The 16,026-nt window shown below is 71.9% G+C and carries 22 protein-coding genes and 1 pseudogene; 8 read left to right on the forward strand and 15 right to left on the reverse strand.

All coding sequences use genetic code 11. The features are described from left to right. Positions 1-150 precede the first annotated feature (150 nt). On the forward strand, positions 151-1,239 hold the full coding sequence (locus tag VIL67_RS13280; RefSeq protein WP_332049377.1) for an acyl-CoA dehydrogenase family protein: 1,089 nt from the start codon (positions 151-153) through the stop codon (positions 1,237-1,239). A 1,056-nt stretch (positions 1,240-2,295) separates the two neighbouring features. On the opposite strand, the gene VIL67_RS13285 is transcribed toward VIL67_RS13280, so the two are convergent. Then, positions 2,296-3,372 (reverse strand): alpha/beta fold hydrolase, encoded by a 1,077-nt coding sequence (locus tag VIL67_RS13285; RefSeq protein ID WP_332049378.1) that lies wholly within the window; start codon positions 3,370-3,372, stop codon positions 2,296-2,298. A gap of 388 nt (positions 3,373-3,760) precedes the next feature. Continuing rightward, on the reverse strand, positions 3,761-4,279 hold the full coding sequence (locus VIL67_RS13290) for a hypothetical protein (protein WP_332049379.1): 519 nt from the start codon (positions 4,277-4,279) through the stop codon (positions 3,761-3,763). Between the two features lie 148 nt (positions 4,280-4,427). Here VIL67_RS13290 and VIL67_RS13295 point away from each other — a divergent pair, with 148 nt between their 5' ends. Beyond that, the gene (locus VIL67_RS13295; RefSeq protein WP_332049380.1) at positions 4,428-4,820 is read left to right on the forward strand and encodes a DoxX family protein; all 393 of its coding nucleotides are present in this window, start codon (positions 4,428-4,430) and stop codon (positions 4,818-4,820) included. Here the strand turns inward: VIL67_RS13295 and VIL67_RS13300 are convergent. Continuing rightward, positions 4,817-5,251 (reverse strand): annotated as a pseudogene (locus VIL67_RS13300) (acetyltransferase); the annotation flags it as partial. The gene VIL67_RS13295 and the pseudogene VIL67_RS13300 sit on opposite strands and share 4 nt — an antisense overlap. Before the next feature lie 120 nt (positions 5,252-5,371). Here VIL67_RS13300 and VIL67_RS13305 point away from each other — a divergent pair. Further along, entirely contained in the window at positions 5,372-6,097 is a 726-nt protein-coding gene (locus tag VIL67_RS13305) for a terminase small subunit-like protein (RefSeq protein WP_332049381.1), read from the forward strand. A gap of 42 nt (positions 6,098-6,139) precedes the next feature. Here VIL67_RS13305 and VIL67_RS13310 read toward each other — a convergent pair whose 3' ends face one another. Next, entirely contained in the window at positions 6,140-6,526 is a 387-nt protein-coding gene (locus tag VIL67_RS13310; protein ID WP_332049382.1) for a PEGA domain-containing protein, read from the reverse strand. A 189-nt stretch (positions 6,527-6,715) separates the two neighbouring features. Between VIL67_RS13310 and VIL67_RS13315 the strand changes: the two genes are divergently transcribed. Then, positions 6,716-6,961 (forward strand): hypothetical protein, encoded by a 246-nt coding sequence (locus tag VIL67_RS13315; protein WP_332049383.1) that lies wholly within the window; start codon positions 6,716-6,718, stop codon positions 6,959-6,961. Here the strand turns inward: VIL67_RS13315 and VIL67_RS13320 are convergent. The 4 genes from VIL67_RS13320 to VIL67_RS13335 form a co-directional block, all read right to left on the reverse strand. Continuing rightward, a complete protein-coding gene (locus VIL67_RS13320) occupies positions 6,928-7,653 on the reverse strand; it encodes a Crp/Fnr family transcriptional regulator (protein WP_332049384.1) in 726 nt (241 codons plus the stop codon). The genes VIL67_RS13315 and VIL67_RS13320 overlap by 34 nt on opposite strands. A 114-nt stretch (positions 7,654-7,767) precedes the next feature. Beyond that, positions 7,768-8,154 carry a hypothetical protein gene (locus tag VIL67_RS13325; protein ID WP_332049385.1) on the reverse strand — a complete coding sequence of 129 codons (387 nt, stop codon included), beginning with the start codon at positions 8,152-8,154 and terminating at the stop codon, positions 7,768-7,770. Between the two features lie 67 nt (positions 8,155-8,221). Continuing rightward, entirely contained in the window at positions 8,222-9,019 is a 798-nt protein-coding gene (locus tag VIL67_RS13330; protein WP_332049386.1) for a polysaccharide deacetylase family protein, read from the reverse strand. Between the two features lie 53 nt (positions 9,020-9,072). After that, positions 9,073-9,261, reverse strand: coding sequence for a DUF3606 domain-containing protein (locus VIL67_RS13335; protein ID WP_332049387.1), 189 nt, complete (start codon positions 9,259-9,261; stop codon positions 9,073-9,075). A gap of 103 nt (positions 9,262-9,364) precedes the next feature. Here VIL67_RS13335 and VIL67_RS13340 point away from each other — a divergent pair, with 103 nt between their 5' ends. Continuing rightward, on the forward strand, positions 9,365-9,850 hold the full coding sequence (locus VIL67_RS13340; protein ID WP_332049388.1) for a CBS domain-containing protein: 486 nt from the start codon (positions 9,365-9,367) through the stop codon (positions 9,848-9,850). Positions 9,851-9,870: 20 nt separating this feature from the next. On the opposite strand, the gene VIL67_RS13345 is transcribed toward VIL67_RS13340, so the two are convergent. Both VIL67_RS13345 and VIL67_RS13350 read right to left on the reverse strand, forming a co-directional pair. Further along, positions 9,871-11,010, reverse strand: coding sequence for an NAD-dependent epimerase/dehydratase family protein (locus VIL67_RS13345; protein ID WP_332049389.1), 1,140 nt, complete (start codon positions 11,008-11,010; stop codon positions 9,871-9,873). Between the two features lie 255 nt (positions 11,011-11,265). After that, a complete protein-coding gene (locus VIL67_RS13350; protein WP_332049390.1) occupies positions 11,266-11,580 on the reverse strand; it encodes a hypothetical protein in 315 nt (104 codons plus the stop codon). A gap of 126 nt (positions 11,581-11,706) precedes the next feature. Between VIL67_RS13350 and VIL67_RS13355 the strand changes: the two genes are divergently transcribed. Continuing rightward, positions 11,707-12,090 (forward strand): hypothetical protein, encoded by a 384-nt coding sequence (locus tag VIL67_RS13355; protein ID WP_332049391.1) that lies wholly within the window; start codon positions 11,707-11,709, stop codon positions 12,088-12,090. 230 nt (positions 12,091-12,320) lie between these two features. Here VIL67_RS13355 and VIL67_RS13360 read toward each other — a convergent pair whose 3' ends face one another. The 4 genes from VIL67_RS13360 to VIL67_RS13375 all read right to left on the reverse strand — a co-directional run bounded on the left by VIL67_RS13360 (position 12,321) and on the right by VIL67_RS13375 (position 13,838). After that, positions 12,321-12,776, reverse strand: coding sequence for a hypothetical protein (locus tag VIL67_RS13360; protein ID WP_332049392.1), 456 nt, complete (start codon positions 12,774-12,776; stop codon positions 12,321-12,323). Positions 12,777-12,886: 110 nt separating this feature from the next. Next, positions 12,887-13,195: a hypothetical protein gene (locus VIL67_RS13365; RefSeq protein WP_332049393.1), complete on the reverse strand. Its 309-nt coding sequence runs from the start codon at positions 13,193-13,195 to the stop codon at positions 12,887-12,889. A 78-nt stretch (positions 13,196-13,273) separates the two neighbouring features. Next, positions 13,274-13,471 (reverse strand): hypothetical protein, encoded by a 198-nt coding sequence (locus VIL67_RS13370; protein WP_332049394.1) that lies wholly within the window; start codon positions 13,469-13,471, stop codon positions 13,274-13,276. 121 nt (positions 13,472-13,592) lie between these two features. Beyond that, on the reverse strand, positions 13,593-13,838 hold the full coding sequence (locus tag VIL67_RS13375; RefSeq protein ID WP_332049395.1) for a hypothetical protein: 246 nt from the start codon (positions 13,836-13,838) through the stop codon (positions 13,593-13,595). A gap of 100 nt (positions 13,839-13,938) precedes the next feature. Between VIL67_RS13375 and VIL67_RS13380 the strand changes: the two genes are divergently transcribed. Both VIL67_RS13380 and VIL67_RS13385 read left to right on the forward strand, forming a co-directional pair. Continuing rightward, positions 13,939-14,349: a cupin domain-containing protein gene (locus tag VIL67_RS13380; RefSeq protein ID WP_332049396.1), complete on the forward strand. Its 411-nt coding sequence runs from the start codon at positions 13,939-13,941 to the stop codon at positions 14,347-14,349. Between the two features lie 38 nt (positions 14,350-14,387). Then, positions 14,388-15,167: a DUF2243 domain-containing protein gene (locus VIL67_RS13385; protein ID WP_332049397.1), complete on the forward strand. Its 780-nt coding sequence runs from the start codon at positions 14,388-14,390 to the stop codon at positions 15,165-15,167. A gap of 175 nt (positions 15,168-15,342) precedes the next feature. On the opposite strand, the gene VIL67_RS13390 is transcribed toward VIL67_RS13385, so the two are convergent. Further along, entirely contained in the window at positions 15,343-15,972 is a 630-nt protein-coding gene (locus VIL67_RS13390; protein WP_332049398.1) for a hypothetical protein, read from the reverse strand. Positions 15,973-16,026 lie beyond the last annotated feature (54 nt).

A 16,026-nucleotide genomic window follows, 5' to 3' on the forward strand; every position in this document is an offset into this window, starting at 1 on the left:
CCGGCTCCCCACTCCGCTCCTCCCGGCGAAAGCCGGGATCCAAGCGGAGGCTCGGTGGGGCGGCGGCCGCGAAGGGACCTTTTTCAACTGAAGCTTGGGTCCCGGCTTTCGCCGGGATGAGCGGAATAAAGTTCGAGGAAAGACACCAAGATGGCCGTTCTGAACGAAGAACAGAGCATGCTGAAGGACGCGGCGAAGAGCTGGGTCCAGGAAAAGAGCCCGGTCACCGCCTTCCGCAAGATGCGGGATTCCGGCGTGGAGCTGGGCTATGACGCCGCCGCCTGGAACGAGATGGCGGAGATGGGCTGGGCCGGGGTGATCATCCCGGAAGACTTCGGCGGGTCGAACTTCGGCTACCTGTCGCTGGGCCTGATCCTGGAAGAGCTCGGCCGCACGCTCACCGCCTCGCCGCTGCTGGCGTCCGGCCTGGGCGCGGCCTCGGCCCTGATCCTCGGCGGCTCGGAAGAGCAGAAGTCCGAGTGGCTGCCGAAGATCGCCGAAGGCTCGGCGGTGGGCGCGCTCGCCGTCGACGAGGGCCCGCACCACAATCCGGAAAAGGTCGAGGCGACCGTCTCCGGCGGCAAGCTGACCGGCAAGAAGACCTTCGTGCTGGAAGGCATGGCCGCCAACGTCTTCGTGGTCTCGGCGAAGGAAGGCTCGGAGATCAGCCTCTACCTGGTGCGCGCCGACGGGCCGGGCGTCACCCGCCAGCGCCTGGTGCTGGCCGACAGCCGCGGCGCGGCAAACGTCAGCTTCGACGGCGCCCCCGCCGAGAAGCTGTCGGGCGGCGCCCAGACGCTGGAGAAGGTGCTGGACCGCGTGCGCGCCGGTCTGTCGGCCGAGATGCTCGGCGCGGCCACCCAGGCCTTCGAGACCACGCTGGACTACCTGAAGACCCGCGTGCAGTTCGGCCAGGTGATCGGCTCCTTCCAGGCCCTGCAGCACCGCGCGGCCAAGATGTTCACCGACCTGGAGCTGGCGCGCTCGGCGGTCGAGGCGGCGCTGGCGGCCATCGACAACGACACCCCGGACGTGCCCGAGCTGGTCAGCCTGGCCAAGGCCAAGATGGGCGACACCTTCCACCTGGTGTCCAACGAGATGGTCCAGATGCACGGCGGCATCGGCATGACCGACGCCCACGACGCCGGCTTCTACCTGAAGCGCGCCCGGGCGGCGGAGGCGGCCTTCGGCAACCAGGCCTTCCACCGGGATCGCTACGCGAAGATCCAGGGGTACTGAGGACGAGACTGAGCTTTCGGCCCTCGCGCGCGGCGTGGGGGCCGAGGGGCTTGGGGGAATGCGAGAACCCCTCCGTCAGAGATGGCGGAGGGGTTTTTCTGTGGGGGCGCCTGCTCCTCTCCCGCTTGCGGGAGAGGCTGGGTGAGGGCGGCTCGGCCGGCGGGGGTCGCGCGGGTGTTGGACCCGGGGTGCGCGCGCGGGTCCAACGGGAGCGCCTGGGGCCGGTGACGGCGCCGCCCTCACCCTGCCCTCTCCCGCGAGCGGGAGAGGGAATGGGCGGCTCGCCTCGCGAAGTTCCTCCCCTCCTCTCCCGCTTGCGGGAGAGGCTGGGTGAGGGCGGCTCGGGCGGCGGTTGGCGCGAGCCTTGGACCCGGGGTGTGCGGGCGGGTCCAACGGGAGCGGCTGGGGCCGGTGACGGCCCCGCCCTCACCCTGCCCTCTCCCGCAAGCGGGAGAGGGAATGGGCGGCTCGCCTCGCCAAGTTCCTCCCCTCCTCTCCCGCTTGCGGGAGAGGCTGGGTGAGGGCGGCTCGGGCGGTGGGGTCGCGCGGGTGTTGGACCCGGGTGGGGTGTGCGCGCGGGTCCAACGGGAGCGGCTGGGGCCGGTGACGGCGCCGCCCTCACCCGGCCTCTCCCGCGAGCGGGAGAGGGGGTGGGAAGGCGGCCCGGTCCTGTGCTTAAGGCCATGGCGGCCAGTTTGCCTGCCGGGTCAGGCGTCTCAAGGACCGGCCCGCAGGGCCGGCCGCGGCGCGACGCGCCGGAGGCGCGTCCTTCCACACGCCCGGCCCGGCAGGCTCGCGATCGACCATGGACCCAAAGGCGGGAGCCCGTCCGAAGGATGGCTCTGGCACCGCCGGCTCGACTAGGTGCCCGCTGCCTCTTCGCTCGCTTGGTACCGCCTCAGGAGGCAATTGGATTCGTCCACGTCGAAAAGGCCTGAGCTCATCGATTTGACGCGACCGGGTGCGGCGAAGAACACCTTCCCCCGGCCTGTCTCCTGTTCCACCCCTGCGGTGATAGACGACTCCTGCACCCGCCACATCGTCCAGAGCGCACGGTCAGGCCGGCAGGGACTCGGCGACCCGCCGGGGCTCCGGCTCGGGGTGACGTTCGCCGCCAAGGCCGGGCTCCATCGCAATCTGGCGCAGGAAGCCCAGGATGGCTTGGGCGACAACCTGCGGCGCGGTGTGGTGCAACATGTGGCCGGCGCCCTCGATCACCTGGATCTCGCCGCCAAGCAGTTCGCGGGCCAGCCGCCGGGATTGATGCTCGCAGCTGACGATCTTGTCGCCGTCGCCGCTTATCACCAGAACCGGGCCCACCACCGCCGTCAGCTGCGGCGCCAGCTTACCGGCCTCCAGCGGCATCATGGCGGTGTCGGCGGCCGTCGCCCGTAGCTGCGAAGGCCGCAGCGACATGTCGGACGCAAAGCCCTGCCGGAAGTGTTCCGGAACCTTGGCGGGGGAGAACATCTGCTTGAGCATGAGCGGCATCATCAGCCGCCCGATCAGGGGGGACGCGGTAACCCGGATCACGTCGCCCAGCCCGGGGATCGCGGGAGCCCCCAGCAAGGGCGCATCGATGCGCGCCGTCGGCCAGTAGTAGCCCGACATCAGCACCAGGCCGCGGATGCGTTCCGGCGCGGCCAGCTGCGCCTGCAGAGCGACGAGCGTTCCCCAGGAGTGGGCGACAAGAACCGCCTCTTCGGCGTCCAAGACGCTCATCGCGCCGAGCAGCAGCCGCGCCTGGTCTTGCGCCGTCCAGGGACGGTTCCGCGGCCGTTCGCTGTAACCGAAGCCCGGCCGATCGAAGGCGATGACGCGGTAGCGTTGCGCCAGCGCGTCGAACAGGCCGGAGAGCACGTAATCTTCGGAACTGACCCCGTTCCCATGGACCAGAACCAGCGTCGGCCCTTGTCCGCGCTCCTGGTAGTGCAGGCGAACCCCGTCCACGGTGACAAAACGGCCTGTCGGCGGTCTGCGCCGTTCCGTCCGCTTGGCCGCCAGGTGATTTCCGACCGCAGCCGCGGTCAAGGCGCTGATGGCGATGGCGGCGACCCCGGCCTTGAGCGGGAGCGCGCCGGCGGGGCGCGATGTCTTGCCGCCGGCCGGCAGCCTGGCAGTGAGCTGGTTCATGAGATCTTCTTGGGAAAGGGAGGGCGCACGGCGACCTCTTCGGCATTATCAACATTGTGCAGCGCAACATCGTTCCGCAGCGGGTCGATCAAAACCCAAGCCGCCGGACGCGTCAGCCGCGGTGCGTCGCGCCTACCCCGGCTCATCAGCGTGCGGTCCGCTGTCCGGCCCCAGGAATTGCCGTCGCATCTGGCGACCGGCTTGCAGAGCGCCGTTGGCCCTTCAGCAAGTCCTACGGTCTGCGTCGACAAGCGCGCGGAGCGCCCGTCGCGGGGCGACGCGCCGGAGGCGCGTCCTTCCACAGGCCTCGCGCGGCAGGCTCGCGACCGACCATGGGCTTGAGGGCGGGAGGCCTTCTCCTGGGGAGAAGGCGGCGCTCGGGCTTGGGTCAGCGCCGCCGGGCGGGGGCGGCCGGCGTGCGGCGGTCGAGATCCCAGCCGAGCAGGCGGCGATCGTAGGCGGCGGCTTCCTCCAGCGGGAACCGGAGGTCCACATACGAGCGCTCGCCGGCGCCGGAGAGGTAGAGGACCCAGAGCTGGCCCGGCTGCGGCTTCGGCGATTCCTGGCCGGCGCTGGAGAGGACGATCTCCTCCGTCGGCTCGCTCGCGGGTCCGCCCGCGTAGGCCGTGAAGACGTAGGTGGGGTGCGGCGGCGGGGCGCCAAACAGGACCTTGCGGGTGCGGGCGGTGGCGCGCCAGTGGGGAAGCATCACGGCGACCTCGGACACCTCCGCGACCTCCACCAGGACGGCGGCGCGGATGTGCGGGGATGTGACATTCCCGATGGAAGGCCGGCGACCACAGCTGGGCTGGGCCTCGGCCGGGAGGGCGCAGGCGAGAAGCGCGAGGGCGGCGGCGAGCGGCAGGCGCATGGCGGGACGGTACAGGGTGGGTGCGCGCGGGTCCAACGGGAGCGCCTGGGTCGGGTGACGGCGCCGCCCTCACCCTGCCCTCTCCCGCAAGCGGGAGAGGAGGAAGGTGAGCCGACCTCTCCTCCGGATCCTCATGTCGGGGTGGGGCGAGGTCGTTCGTCCTTGGGGGGAAAGGAGAGGCGAGATGGGCGGCAAGACGATGGTTTGGACGGGGCGGGTGCTGTCAGGGTTGTTCGCGCTGTTCATGGCGGGGGCGTCGGTGGCGCCGAAGCTGCTGCGGCTGCCGGCGGCGACGGACACCCTGGCGGGGCTCGGCTGGGATCCGGGCTACGCTCTGATGATCGGAGTCATCGAGCTCGGGTGCCTGGTGCTCTACCTGATCCCGCGCACGAGCGTGCTGGGCGCGGTGCTGTTCACCGGCCTGCTGGGCGGGGCGATGGCGACGCAGATCCGGGCGGAGAGCCCGCTGTTCAGCCACATCCTGTTCAGCCTCTACCTGGGCTTTGCGATGTGGGGCGGGCTGTGGCTGCGGACGCCGGCGCTGCGGGCGCTGTTTCCCTTGCGGCGCGCGAGCTAGGTCCTCGCCGGCGCGGAGGCCCGCGGCCGCCGCATGTGGAGCAAGGGGTAGGCGCGACCCTGGCCGTCCTTCGGAGAGCGGCCTTCGATCACGAAGCCGAGGCGTTCGTAGAAGCCGACGGCCTGAGGGTTCTCGGCGTTGACGTCGACAGTCACGTCGCCCCCGGTCGCCGCGATGGCGTGCTGCATCAGGGCGCGGCCGAGGCCGGCTCCGTGATGCGCGGGATCGACGAACAGGGCGTCCACGTGAGCGCCCGAGAGCCCCATGAAGCCGAGCGGCCGGTCGGCCGCGTCGACGGCCAGCCACAGGTCGGCGGCGGGCAGGACGGCTCTCACCTCCTGCTCGATGGCGGCGCGGTCTTGCGGGGCCAGGAAGTGGTGGGTGGCGTCGACGGCGGCGCACCAGATCTCCACCACCCGCGACCCGTCCGCGGGGGTTCGACTTGCGAAGCGTAGGCATGGACCGGGAGCTAGCGGCCAGGCGGCGCCCGATCAACGGGTCGGCCCCCGAAGCGTCCGATCCTGACGCAGCGGCGTGGGAGGCTGGGCGGCATGGAGCAGTACGAGACGCGGACCTATGACCTGGACGACCTGGCGGAGGATGACTGGGGGCGGTCGCACGAGACCTTTCCGGAGATGAACCATGCCGGGGGCGGGGTGGAGAGCCGGTACGATCCGGTGATCGCGCGCGAGATCCTGCGGCGGGTGCTGGGCGGGGAGACGGTGAAGGCGATCGTGGCCGACCCGGACCTGCCGTCCTACTCGACGGTGTTCGTGTGGCTGAGGCGGCACTACGAGTTCCGCTGGCGGTGGCGGGCGGCCCGGCGGCACCTGGCGCAGGGGCGGGTGAACAAGATCGAGTTGACCGAGCGGTCGAAGCGGGCCTGGCAGGTGCTGAAGACCAAGGTGGACGGCCATGCGATCCGCGGGCGTGGCGGGCGGGGCTCGACCTACAACCTGCGCAAGGCCCGCGCCTTCTGCCGGCGGGTGGAGCGCGGGGAGACGGTGAGCGCCATCTGCGCCGACCCGAAGATGCCGTCGGTGAAGGCGGTCTATGGCTGGCTGCGGCGCGAGCCGGTGTTCCGGGAGATGTACGTCAACGCCCGGGCGGTCTGGCTGACCTGGCTGGAGGAGGAGAAGGACGAGGCGCTGAGCGCCGCCCTGCGCGGGCCGGTGACCGGGCGCTCGGTGCGGGCGGCCTGGCGGCGGGTGGAGGAACTGGAGAGCCGCATCGGGCGGCTGACGCCGAAGACCTACCGGCTGGGCTCGACGGGGTGAGAAGGGCGCGGCCGGGGCCGCGCCGCTTCGGTTCGCGCGGGGCTACTGCTTCTCGAGGGTCACGTGCGCGGGGTTCGGGGTCAGGTCGAGCATGGCGCCGGTGGCCACGTCGACGCCGGCGCCGATGATGCCGCCCACCAGGACGTTGCCGGCCATGCCGGCGCCGCCGCCCGTCCCGACCTTGTTGGTCACCGAGACCGTGGCCGGCTTGTAGCCGGGCTTGGTAAGGGTGGCGGTGAACTCGGACTTGCGCTTCATCTTGATGGAGCAGGGGGTGGCCGGGCACTGGTGGCCATGGGAGGTCTCCACCTTGGCGCCGCTGGGGTCGGAGGTGACCTGCCAGGCGGTGTTCGAGCCGCGGGTGACGGTGGCGCAGGCGGTGGCGCTCAGCGCGAAGGCGCCAAGGGCGAGCAGTCTGACGATCTTCAAGTTGTCTTCTCCCAACACGGCGGCATGTCAGGAATGGCCCCCCAGTCCCGCTGCCCCGGATCGTCAGCATACCCTGTTATCCGAGCTTAACAATGATGAGCCGGCGAAGGGATGGGGCGCGTCCTACGGGCGGCGGGAACGTCTGGCGCATGTCCCGGGTTCGCAGTGGCCTGCTGAACGAGGATGGACATGCGAACGGGGCCGCAGCCGCCGTACGACACGCCCATGGAAGGGCAGGCCGTGGACGGCGAGGTGGCGATCACCGGGCCGGGACGGCTGGCGGGATCGCTGACACCGGAGGCCGCGCGCAGGAGCGCCGAGGCCCTGACGGAGCTGGCCGACCAGGCGGAGGGGCAGCCGGGCGCGGCGCCGGATGACGACGAGGCCGGCGGGCCGGCCGATCAGGACGAGCAGACTTCCTCGTCCGAGCCATAGATGTCGGCGTGGGCGGCCAGCAGGTGCTCGCGGCAGGAGCAGGCGCTGCGCTCGAGGGCGGCGCGGTCGAGCACATCGAAGCCGCCGCGCCAGGTGCGCAGCACGCCGGCGGCCTGCAGCTGGCTGACCACGGCCGTGACCGTGGTGCGCTGGACGCCGAGCATCTCGGACAGCGTCTCCTGCTTGAGCGGCACCACGTCGCCCTCGCCGATGTGGTCGAGCGCCTCCAGCACCGAGCGGCAGAAGCGGGCCTCCACCGCGTGCAGGGCGTTGCAGGCGACGAACTGGCGGGCCTCGGCCAGCAGGACCTCGACGAACTTGTGGACGGCGGCCTGCAGGCCCGGGGAGGCGGTGAACAGGCGCCGGTAGTCGGCGACGGGCATCACGAGGGCTGCGCCCGGCACCTGGACCTCGGCGAAGGCGGTGCTGCGACGGCTGCCGCAGGCCTCGAACACGCCCACCGCGCCGTCGCGGCCCACCATGCCGGTCTGGACGGTGTCGCCGGCCGGCGAGGCGCTGATCAGGCCGACCATGCCCTGCACCGGGAACACCACCTGGCGGATCTCCTCGCCGGTGCGCAGCAGGATGGCGTCGCGCTCTAGGGCGAGGGCCTCGATCCGGGGCGCCACGTCGGTCCGCACGCGCGGCTCCACCGCCGCGAGCAGACGATTGCCGCTCCAGTCGATCGACATCGGGTCACTCCTGCGCGCGCGCGGGGTCGCGCCCTCCCCACGGCGTCACCATCGCCCCGCTGGAACGCAGACTCAATTCACTTCGCTAACCTCGCGGTCGATTTGGCGGCCGGGCTAGCGCCCGGAGCCAGCGGGCCTCGGCGTCGCGCAGCCCTTGAACACCTCGCCGCCCACGGCGACCTCGGCCGTGATGGGGCCGCGAACGTCGCCGGCGACGCAGGGCTGGAAGACGAAGGTCACGGTCATCGGCTGGGCCTGACCGGTCGGGACGGTCCAGCTGGCCTTGGGCGGTGACATGGCGGCGCCGGGGGCGTGGCCCTGGACGTCGGGCTTGCCCGGGCGGCTGAGGACGAAGTGCAGGCCGTGGGTGCGCAGCGTCCAGGCGGGCTGGGCGCCGCGGGCCTCGAAGTCCTGATTGAGGTTCATGCTGACCGCGCCGGCCGGGGCGGCGGCGGCGAGGCCCAGGAGGGCGGCGAAGGCGAAGGCGGCCGGGGTGCGCATGGGCTCTGGTCTCCGTCTGGTGGGTCGGAGGTGATGCGCGCGCATTGGGCCGCCAATGAGGCGCCCGCTATCGCTCGGCCTTGGCCCGAGCCTTGGCCTCGGCGTCCGCGCGGGCGCCGTCCATCAGCTCGGTGACGGTGGTCACCCGCAGCCCCTTGGCCTGCAGGCCCTGGAGCACCAGCGGCAGCGCCGCGCGGGCGGTGGCGTTGGCGGCGTACATCGGGTGCATCAGGATGATCGAGCCGGGCTTCGCCTGGCTGACGATCTGGCGGGCGTAGGCGGCGGGATCGGTGGTCGTGGGCTCTTCCACGTTCCAGGTGACCATGATCAGGCCGTTCTCCCGGGCCGCCAGGGCCAGGCCCGGCAGCTTCTTGCCGTACGGCGGGCGGAACAGGAGGCCGGGCTCGTCCTCCTCGCGGACCTTGTCGAGCAGGTTCTCGGTGGCCTGCAGCTCCTTCTTGTAGAAGCCCTGGGAGCGCAGGAGCATGCGCTGGTGCGACCAGGAATGGTTGGCCACCTCGTGGCCGGCCTCGACGATCCGGCGGCCAAGCTCGGGCCGCTGCTCCAGCTCGCGGCCGATCAGGAAGAAGGTGGCGCGCGCGCCGTGGGCGCGGAGCACGGGCAGAACGGCCTCTACGCCCTCGGCCGTCGGACCATCGTCGAAGCTGAGCGCCACCTCCGGGCGGACGGTCTCCACCTTGCAGACCAGCGGGCCCAGCAGGGCGAAGCAACGCAGCTTGCTGATCTGGTGCAGACCGAAGGCGGACGCGGCGAGGATAGCCGCCAGGATGAGCCAGCCGCGCAGGCGCTGGGCGGGGGTCTTGCGGCGGGCGGCCGGACCGGGCTCGGCGTGGTCGGTGGGCACGGCGGGACTCCCCCTCGAATCGGATGCGCGAGGGGGAGTTTAGCGTGGTGCGGCTAGTGCTTCTTCAGCCGCTCGGCCGCGGCGTCGAGTTCCTCGCGCTGGTTGCCGTGCTGCGCGATCAGCTCGCGCGCCTGATCCATGGAAATGCCGTGCTTGTCGGCGAAGTAGCGGACCTCGTAGTCCTCGGAACCCGAGACCCGGCTGCGGTCGGGCTCGCCCACGTTCTGCTTGTTGTCGGCCATGGCGGCTCTCCTTTGCTTGAGCAGCCGGAATCCGAAGCTCCGCCAAGAGGTTCCTTCCGGCCAAGCCGAAACGAACCGGGTCACCCGTCGGTTGGAGCGCCAGATGAGCCTCAAGGAGGACTACGAGATGCGCGTATCGGAATGCATGAGCCGCCAGGTGCGGACGGTTTCGCCTGAACAAAGCCTGCAGGACGCCGCGCGGGTGATGCTGGACGAGGACATCGGCGCCCTGGTGGTCGGCTCGGAGCAGGACGTCGCGGGCATCCTGACCGACCGCGACATCGCGGTGCGCGCCGTGGCCATGGGGCGCGGGCCGGACGCCAAGGTCTCGGAGGTGATGAGCGCCGGCGACATCGTCGTCGCCTATGACGACCAGGACCTGGACGAGGTCGCGGTCATGATGGCCGACCGCAAGGTGCGCCGCGTGCCCGTGCTGGAGCGGGCGAGCGGACGCCTGGCCGGCGTGCTCTCGCTGGGCGACCTCGCCCGCACGGATTCCGACACCGCCGAGGTGGCGGTGGCCGGCGTCTCCGAGGCCGGCGGCGAGCACAGCCAGAGCTCGGACGGGGCGTCCGGCCAGGCGATGTGAGCCGAGCCGCGGCGGCGGCGTCAGCCCGCCGCCGTGGCCCGGGTCTTCCAGGCCATCAGCAGGGCGGCCTCGCGTTCCGGCGTGAGGCCAGAGCGCAGCTTGGCCTGCCGTTCTGCGGGCAGGGTCTTGAACCAGGCCAGGGTGTCGGCGGCGGTGACCGGCAGCGGCCGGTAGGTGAGGCCCGAGTTGATGGCGCGGGCGATCGAGCGGCGATGGAAGCCGGCGGTCTCCCCCTGCCCCGGGATCCAGACTGGCATGTCGGACCAGGCGTTGATCTTCTGCGCCTCGAGGAAGGCGGTGGGGATCCAGGTAAGCTTGGGCTGGGCCTTCACCCCCTGAGCGATCCCCGCCAGCATCTCGGACATGGTCATCGGCCGGGCGGGGCCGATGGCGTTGAACGCGCCGGTGCGGCCGGTCTCGGCCAGGCGGATGGTCCATTCGGCGAGGTCGCGGGCGTCGATGAACTGCACGGGGTCCTTGCCGTCGCCGGGGGCGGCCACCTCGCCGCCGCGGGCCAGGCGGACGGGCCAGTAGCTGAAGCGGTCGGTCTCGTCGCCCGGGCCGACGATCAGGCCGGGCCGGACCAGGGTGACGGCGGCGTCCCCGAACTGCTTGCGGGCCTCGGCTTCGCTGGCGGCTTTCAACGGGCCGTAGAGGCCCATGTCGGCGCGCAGCTTCTCCTGGGTCTCGGCCATGACGTCGGCGCCCGTGTAGCGGGCGAGCGGCGCGGTCTCGTCCGTGCCGGCCGTGGCGTTGCTTTCGTAGACCGAGAGGGTGGAGATGAAGATGTACTGCTTCACCTTGCCCTTCAGCACCTTGCCGGCGTCGCGCACCCAGAACGGCAGGCTGGTGGGGTTATCGATGCAGACGTCCCAGGTGCGCCCTTCGAGCGCCTTGAGGTCGCCGGTGTTGCGGTCGCCGGTCAGGTGCTCGACCCCGGCGGGGAGATCGGCCTGTCGCCGGCCGCGGTTGAAGACCGTCACCTTGTGGCCCCGGGCCACGGCGTAGCGGACCTGGTGGGGGCCGGTGAAGCCGGTGCCGCCCAGGATCAGGATGTTGAGCTTGCGGCGCGGCGCCTGCGCATGGGCGGCGGGGCCGGCGAGCGCCAGGCCGGCGGCGAGCGCGGAGAGCCGGACGAGGCTGCGGCGGGTTGCGGTCATGGATGTCCCCGACAAGTGCATTCTTGCAGCAAGACTACTGCGCAGGCGGCGCGAGGCCAGCCCCGCGCAGCGCGGCTTTCGTGCGGATTGCGCGGCGGAGGCGCACGAAAAACGCCCCGGCGCAGGCCGCGCCGGGGCTTTTGAGGTGGTTGGACCAGGGCCGAACTCGGGGGGAGGGGATGAACGGCCCCGCTGGCTCGGAGAACTCGGGTACGGAACCGCCGTTCCGGCTCCCGACCGATAAACAGCCGCGCTTCAGCGGCCCTTCGGCGCCGCCTCGAAGCGCATAGGCACGGTCACCGAGGCCTTCACGCGCCGAGCGCCAGCAGGGCGGCGCCGAACCCCTGCCGCTTGGGCCGCTCCCTGGATCCGGCAGCGGCCCAGGGCGTCGCCGTGACGCCCCTTGCGGGCCGCCTCCCGCGGCCAGACCGCCATGACGGCGGCGGCCGACGGCGCCTCGGTCCAGACCTGGGCGGAGGCGCCCTGGGCGGCGGCGGGCGCGGAGAGAAGGGCGCAGGCGACGAGAACGGCGGGCGCAGCGAGGCTGTAGCGGGCTTCCATCGTGCGCAACAACGCTCCCATCCGCCTGAAAGTGGCAAGCTGTTGCGGCGCCGTCACTGAAGTCGGCCACGGCTCTAATTACGCTGTTCAGCGACTGCGAGCACGTCTAGGCTGTGCCGTGGAACGAGGAGCCGCATGCGCGCCCTGATCGCCGCCGCCGTATTGTCGACCGCCGCCCTGGCCGCCCCCGAGGCGATCGCCGAGCGTGCGAGCGGCTACGACTGCCGCGGGTTCGGAAGCGGCAAGGGCTGCTCGGGCGCGCCGCCGGCACGGGCGGCGACGCCGCTGGCCCGGCCCGCGAAGCGCGAGCGGCCCGCGCCGCCAAGGACGGCGCGGCCGTTGGCGCATGACGGCTCCGGCGACGGCGTGACGCCGGACTGGCGCCGCCGCCTGGGCTCCGCGATCCTGGAGGGCCGGTGCGAGGACGCCAAGCGCATCGCTCTCGAGTTCGGCAGCGTCGACATGGCCCTCAAGGCGGTCCGCCTCTGCCGGCCGGGACCCTGGCTGCCACTGAGCTGAGCCGCCCCTCAAACCATCGCAAGTTGTGCGACGGCGGCGAAGCCTGCCGCCACCGGGATGACCGCGGCCAGGACGACATGGGCGAAGGCGGCCAGGAACGGCCGGGAATGCTGGGACATCTGCGAGATCCTTGAGGCTGGGGCGGGGGAGCGCCCTCGGTGTGGCGCTTCATGCTCCGGCCCGCGTCCGCGCGGCTGTGACCCCCGTCACCGGACGCTCACCTGCGGGCGTCAGCCCTTCTGGCGCAGGAGCCCGTCGACGGTTTCGAAGTTGAGCACGGCCTGCCGCTCCACCGCTTCGCGGACCGGGACGAGGCTGCGGTAGGCGGCGGCGGTGAAGAACAGCCCCGCCTCCGTGCGCGCCAGCCAGCCGGCGTCCACCAGCTCGGCGACCTTGCGACGGACGGTTTCCTTCGGGATCTGCAGGCTGTCGGAGATCGACCGGACGTTGGTGGCGAGGCCCGGAAAGACCGGGATGTCGCCGCTGAGCAACTCTTCCTGGGTAAGCCGCCGGAACTCCGGATGCTCGGTGGTTCGCACCCCGACCACCAGCAGGATCAGGAACTTGTCCATGTCGCCGCCGCAGGCCTCTCGCGAGAGGCTGCAAATGTCGAGCAACGGCTTGAGGAGGTCCCGCGCGACGGCGGGGTAGTTCTCGCTGACGAGACGCAACAGGGACTGACGCACGCGGTCGATACGCTCCGCTCCGGCCGCAGCCCAACTCGCGGCGGCCGTCGTGACAACCCCTGGAAAGATCGAGGGGGCAGGCGGGGTTTAGCGGCCCGCCCCCAAGAGCACTAGTGGGGCGCGGCTGCGCCGCCGGAGGGCTGGGCGCCCGAGCCGGTGGCGGGCGCGGTGGGCTCGGGACTCACCACCACGGACGTGCCGGCCTGCGGCGTCTCGGCGACCGCGGCGGCGCCTTCGGCCGCCGCCTGCAGCTGTTGGTCGCTCACCTGGCTTTCGGGCAGCTTGGTGGTCACTTCCGCTTCCGCAGCGGCGGTCTCGGCCTCGGCCGAGCGCTCCTTGTCGCCGCAGGCGGTGAGCGCCGCGGCGCTGGCGATCAGAGCCGCGGCCGCGAGGCCGGCGGACAGGGGTCGTCTGGTCATGTGGGAAGCCCTCGTGGAGATCTGCACCCGCCCTTAGCCCCGGAACGCCACGTTTGGTTCCGCCGCGGGCGAGCGGGCTCAGGCGTCGTTGGCCGCCCGCCGCTCGCGGCGGGCCTCGTCGGCGAGGAAGACCCACTGCATGGCGAGGTCCAAATAGGCCTCCTTGACCTCATGCCCCGTGGCGCGCCAGGCCATGTTGCGCACCCGGTCCGCCATTCGCAGGTAGCGGCCGGCGCGGTCGGCCGGAGACTCTTGGGATTGGCTCGTCGTCAGCACGTCGCTCTGCCTGCGACGGGACGCCCTTGCGGACCATCGCAATACAAACTTTACCATTGGAGCGCGCGAGCCGGAAGAGCGAGGCTCAACCCAAGGTGGGCCGGAGCAAGGGGGGAGGCCCTCAGTCCTCCGATCCGAACGACCGACGTTCGCGCGCGATCCGGGCGGGCGGCGGCGACATGGGCTTGGGCCGCTCAGTGGCCGGGTTGAGGCTCTTGCCGGCCATGTAGAGCCAGGTTTCGGCCTCCTTGTACAAGGCCTGCCCGGCGTGTTCGGACGGCGCGTTTTCGGCCGCGTCCATGGCTTCCTGGGCGCGCTGCATGAAGAAGGCGGCGGCCTTCAGTTGCTCGTCCTTCTTGCTTCCCATGGCTAAGCGCGAACGGCGCCCCAAAGCGCAGAGTTCCAAAAGCCACGCCTTGCGCGATCGAGGTAACCGGTGTCATTCGTGAGTTGAGGAGGAGCCCACCATGTTGCGAACCCTGCCCCTGCTGCTGGCCCTGAGCCTTCCCGCCGCGGCTCACGCCGCCCCGCCGGCGGTGATCGTGCACGAGGGCCAGGTGGTGCGGAAAGAGCCGCCGCCGCACGGCGCGATCGGCATGAGCACCGCCTACCGGATCTCCGACGCCGCGCCGAACCGCACGATGGAGTTCCGCAAGCGGATCCTGCACAAGGGCGCGGCCATCGGCCTGCACCCGATCGCCCACGACGAGGTCTATTACGTGCTGTCCGGCCAGGGCGAGGTGACCTCTGACGGCGTGACGGCGCGCCTTGGCCCCGGCTCGGCGGCCTATCTCTACACGGGCGCCAACGTCGGCATCCGCCAACTCGGCGACGAGGACCTGGCGCTGATCATCGCCTATCCGGTGATCAAACCCTAGGCCGCGGAACGTGCGCGGGGCACGCCAGTTACCGCGCGATGCGCAGCAAGACCGCCCTTCAGGAACGTGACCCGCCGCGCCTATCGGCTGCGGGCCTGGTGCTCGGCGTCTCGCTCGGGGGCTTTTTCGACGGCATCCTGCTGCACCAGATCCTGCAGTGGCACCACCTGCTGAGCGCGATCCGTCCGCAAGACGCGCGCTTCCAGGTCGCGGCCGACGGTTATTTTCATGCCCTGATGTACCTCGTGGCCGGAGCCGGCCTCTGGATGCTGTGGCGGGCGCAACGGCGGTCGGCCGGTTCCTCCGGGCGCAGCCTGGCTGCAAGCCTGCTGGCCGGGTTCGGCGCATGGAACGTGGCCGACATCGTGCTCTTCCACTGGCTGGCGGGCATCCATCGGGTGCGGCTGGACGTCCCCGACCCGCTGTTCTGGGACCTGGGCTGGCTGGCGGTCTTCGCCCTGGCGCCGCTGGCGGCCGCCTGGGCGCTCGCCCGCAGCGGGGGCGCGCCGCCGAGGGCGGGCGGCGCAATGGCCGCATCCATCGCCGCCCTGCTGACCGTCGGCGCGGGCGCGGCCTCGCTCCGTCCGGCAGACGGAGACACCACGGCGGTGCTGTTCCGGCCGGGCACCAGCCAGGCCGCGGTCATGAACGCGTTGGTCGGCCAGGGGGCCCGGCTGGTCTGGATGGATGCGTCCGGCGAACTGGTCATTGTCCAGCTCGACGAGCCCGCGCGAGCGCCGGCCTTCTACCGGGACGGCGCGATCCTCGTGACCGGCGCGGGCGGCGCGGGCGGCTGCCTGAGCTACCTGAAGACCTGAACCGCACGCCGGGATCGACTAGCCACGCTTCCGCGTTCCGGCCGCATGCAGGCGCAGGACGAAAAACTCGCGCGACTGGTGGCCGAACTGCAGCGGGCGGTGGTCGGGGCCGAACGGCACCGGCTGGGGCTCGGGCGGGCCCTGCCGCGCCGGCCCGTCACAGGACGCCCGGGCTTCACGCGCGGCTGAGCGCGGCGCCCGGACGGTCCGCCCAGGCTGGGTCACGCTCTGCGGTCAGGCCGCAGAGCTGCAGGAAGCTGATGGCCGCCACGGCCGCCGCCGGACGACGGCTGGGCCGGCCCGGGCCGGGGGGCGCCAAGCGCACCAGCAGCGGCGCGACGCTCCAGGCCTCCGGAAAAGCCATGAGCTCCCCCGACGTGTGGCTCTGCAGGTGCGGGCAGTGGGCGGCGGCGCGCCGGGCGCAGGCCAGATGCGACGGCGCGATGGCGCCGGCGTCCACCACGACCCGGTCATCCGAGAGATCCGACGGCAGCAGGGCGCCCAGCCCGCGGGCGCGGAGCGCGCCCACCGCCAGCCGTCGTCCCGTCTGCAGCCAGCGGTCCTCGGCCGCCGTGGGCCGGCCGCACATCGGGCACAGCATCCGCGCGATGGACTGGCGCTGCCGACGAAGGTGGTTGCGGGAATAGTTCGGCCGTCCATAGCCGGGCCGCTCGAGCTGATGGACGGCGATCCGCCCCGCCACTGTGGCGCAGGGCCGCGCGCCCAGCACGGCCTCCGCCGACCAGCTGGTCACCCAGGGCACGTCGACGCCGACGCGCAGGCGCGACCTGCGAAGCTCGTTCATGGGTCCCTCCCCAGCCCGACGGTGGCACGGCGCCGCGGGTGCGTGAAGCGCCGC

It is taken from the genome of Phenylobacterium sp. (genome assembly GCF_036563385.1).
Classification (GTDB): Bacteria; Pseudomonadota; Alphaproteobacteria; order Caulobacterales; family Caulobacteraceae; genus Phenylobacterium.

Coding starts and splice junctions, on each gene's coding strand:
- VIL67_RS13280 (WP_332049377.1), top strand. CDS start 151: ATGGCCGTTCTGAACGAAGAACAGAGCATGCTGAAGGACGCGGCGAAG.
- VIL67_RS13285 (WP_332049378.1), bottom strand. CDS start 3,372: ATGAACCAGCTCACTGCCAGGCTGCCGGCCGGCGGCAAGACATCGCGC.
- VIL67_RS13295 (WP_332049380.1), top strand. CDS start 4,428: ATGGGCGGCAAGACGATGGTTTGGACGGGGCGGGTGCTGTCAGGGTTG.
- VIL67_RS13305 (WP_332049381.1), top strand. CDS start 5,372: ATGGAGCAGTACGAGACGCGGACCTATGACCTGGACGACCTGGCGGAG.
- VIL67_RS13315 (WP_332049383.1), top strand. CDS start 6,716: ATGCGAACGGGGCCGCAGCCGCCGTACGACACGCCCATGGAAGGGCAG.
- VIL67_RS13320 (WP_332049384.1), bottom strand. CDS start 7,653: ATGTCGATCGACTGGAGCGGCAATCGTCTGCTCGCGGCGGTGGAGCCG.
- VIL67_RS13325 (WP_332049385.1), bottom strand. CDS start 8,154: ATGCGCACCCCGGCCGCCTTCGCCTTCGCCGCCCTCCTGGGCCTCGCC.
- VIL67_RS13335 (WP_332049387.1), bottom strand. CDS start 9,261: ATGGCCGACAACAAGCAGAACGTGGGCGAGCCCGACCGCAGCCGGGTC.
- VIL67_RS13340 (WP_332049388.1), top strand. CDS start 9,365: ATGAGCCTCAAGGAGGACTACGAGATGCGCGTATCGGAATGCATGAGC.
- VIL67_RS13345 (WP_332049389.1), bottom strand. CDS start 11,010: ATGACCGCAACCCGCCGCAGCCTCGTCCGGCTCTCCGCGCTCGCCGCC.
- VIL67_RS13355 (WP_332049391.1), top strand. CDS start 11,707: ATGCGCGCCCTGATCGCCGCCGCCGTATTGTCGACCGCCGCCCTGGCC.
- VIL67_RS13365 (WP_332049393.1), bottom strand. CDS start 13,195: ATGACCAGACGACCCCTGTCCGCCGGCCTCGCGGCCGCGGCTCTGATC.
- VIL67_RS13375 (WP_332049395.1), bottom strand. CDS start 13,838: ATGGGAAGCAAGAAGGACGAGCAACTGAAGGCCGCCGCCTTCTTCATG.
- VIL67_RS13380 (WP_332049396.1), top strand. CDS start 13,939: ATGTTGCGAACCCTGCCCCTGCTGCTGGCCCTGAGCCTTCCCGCCGCG.
- VIL67_RS13385 (WP_332049397.1), top strand. CDS start 14,388: ATGCGCAGCAAGACCGCCCTTCAGGAACGTGACCCGCCGCGCCTATCG.
- VIL67_RS13390 (WP_332049398.1), bottom strand. CDS start 15,972: ATGAACGAGCTTCGCAGGTCGCGCCTGCGCGTCGGCGTCGACGTGCCC.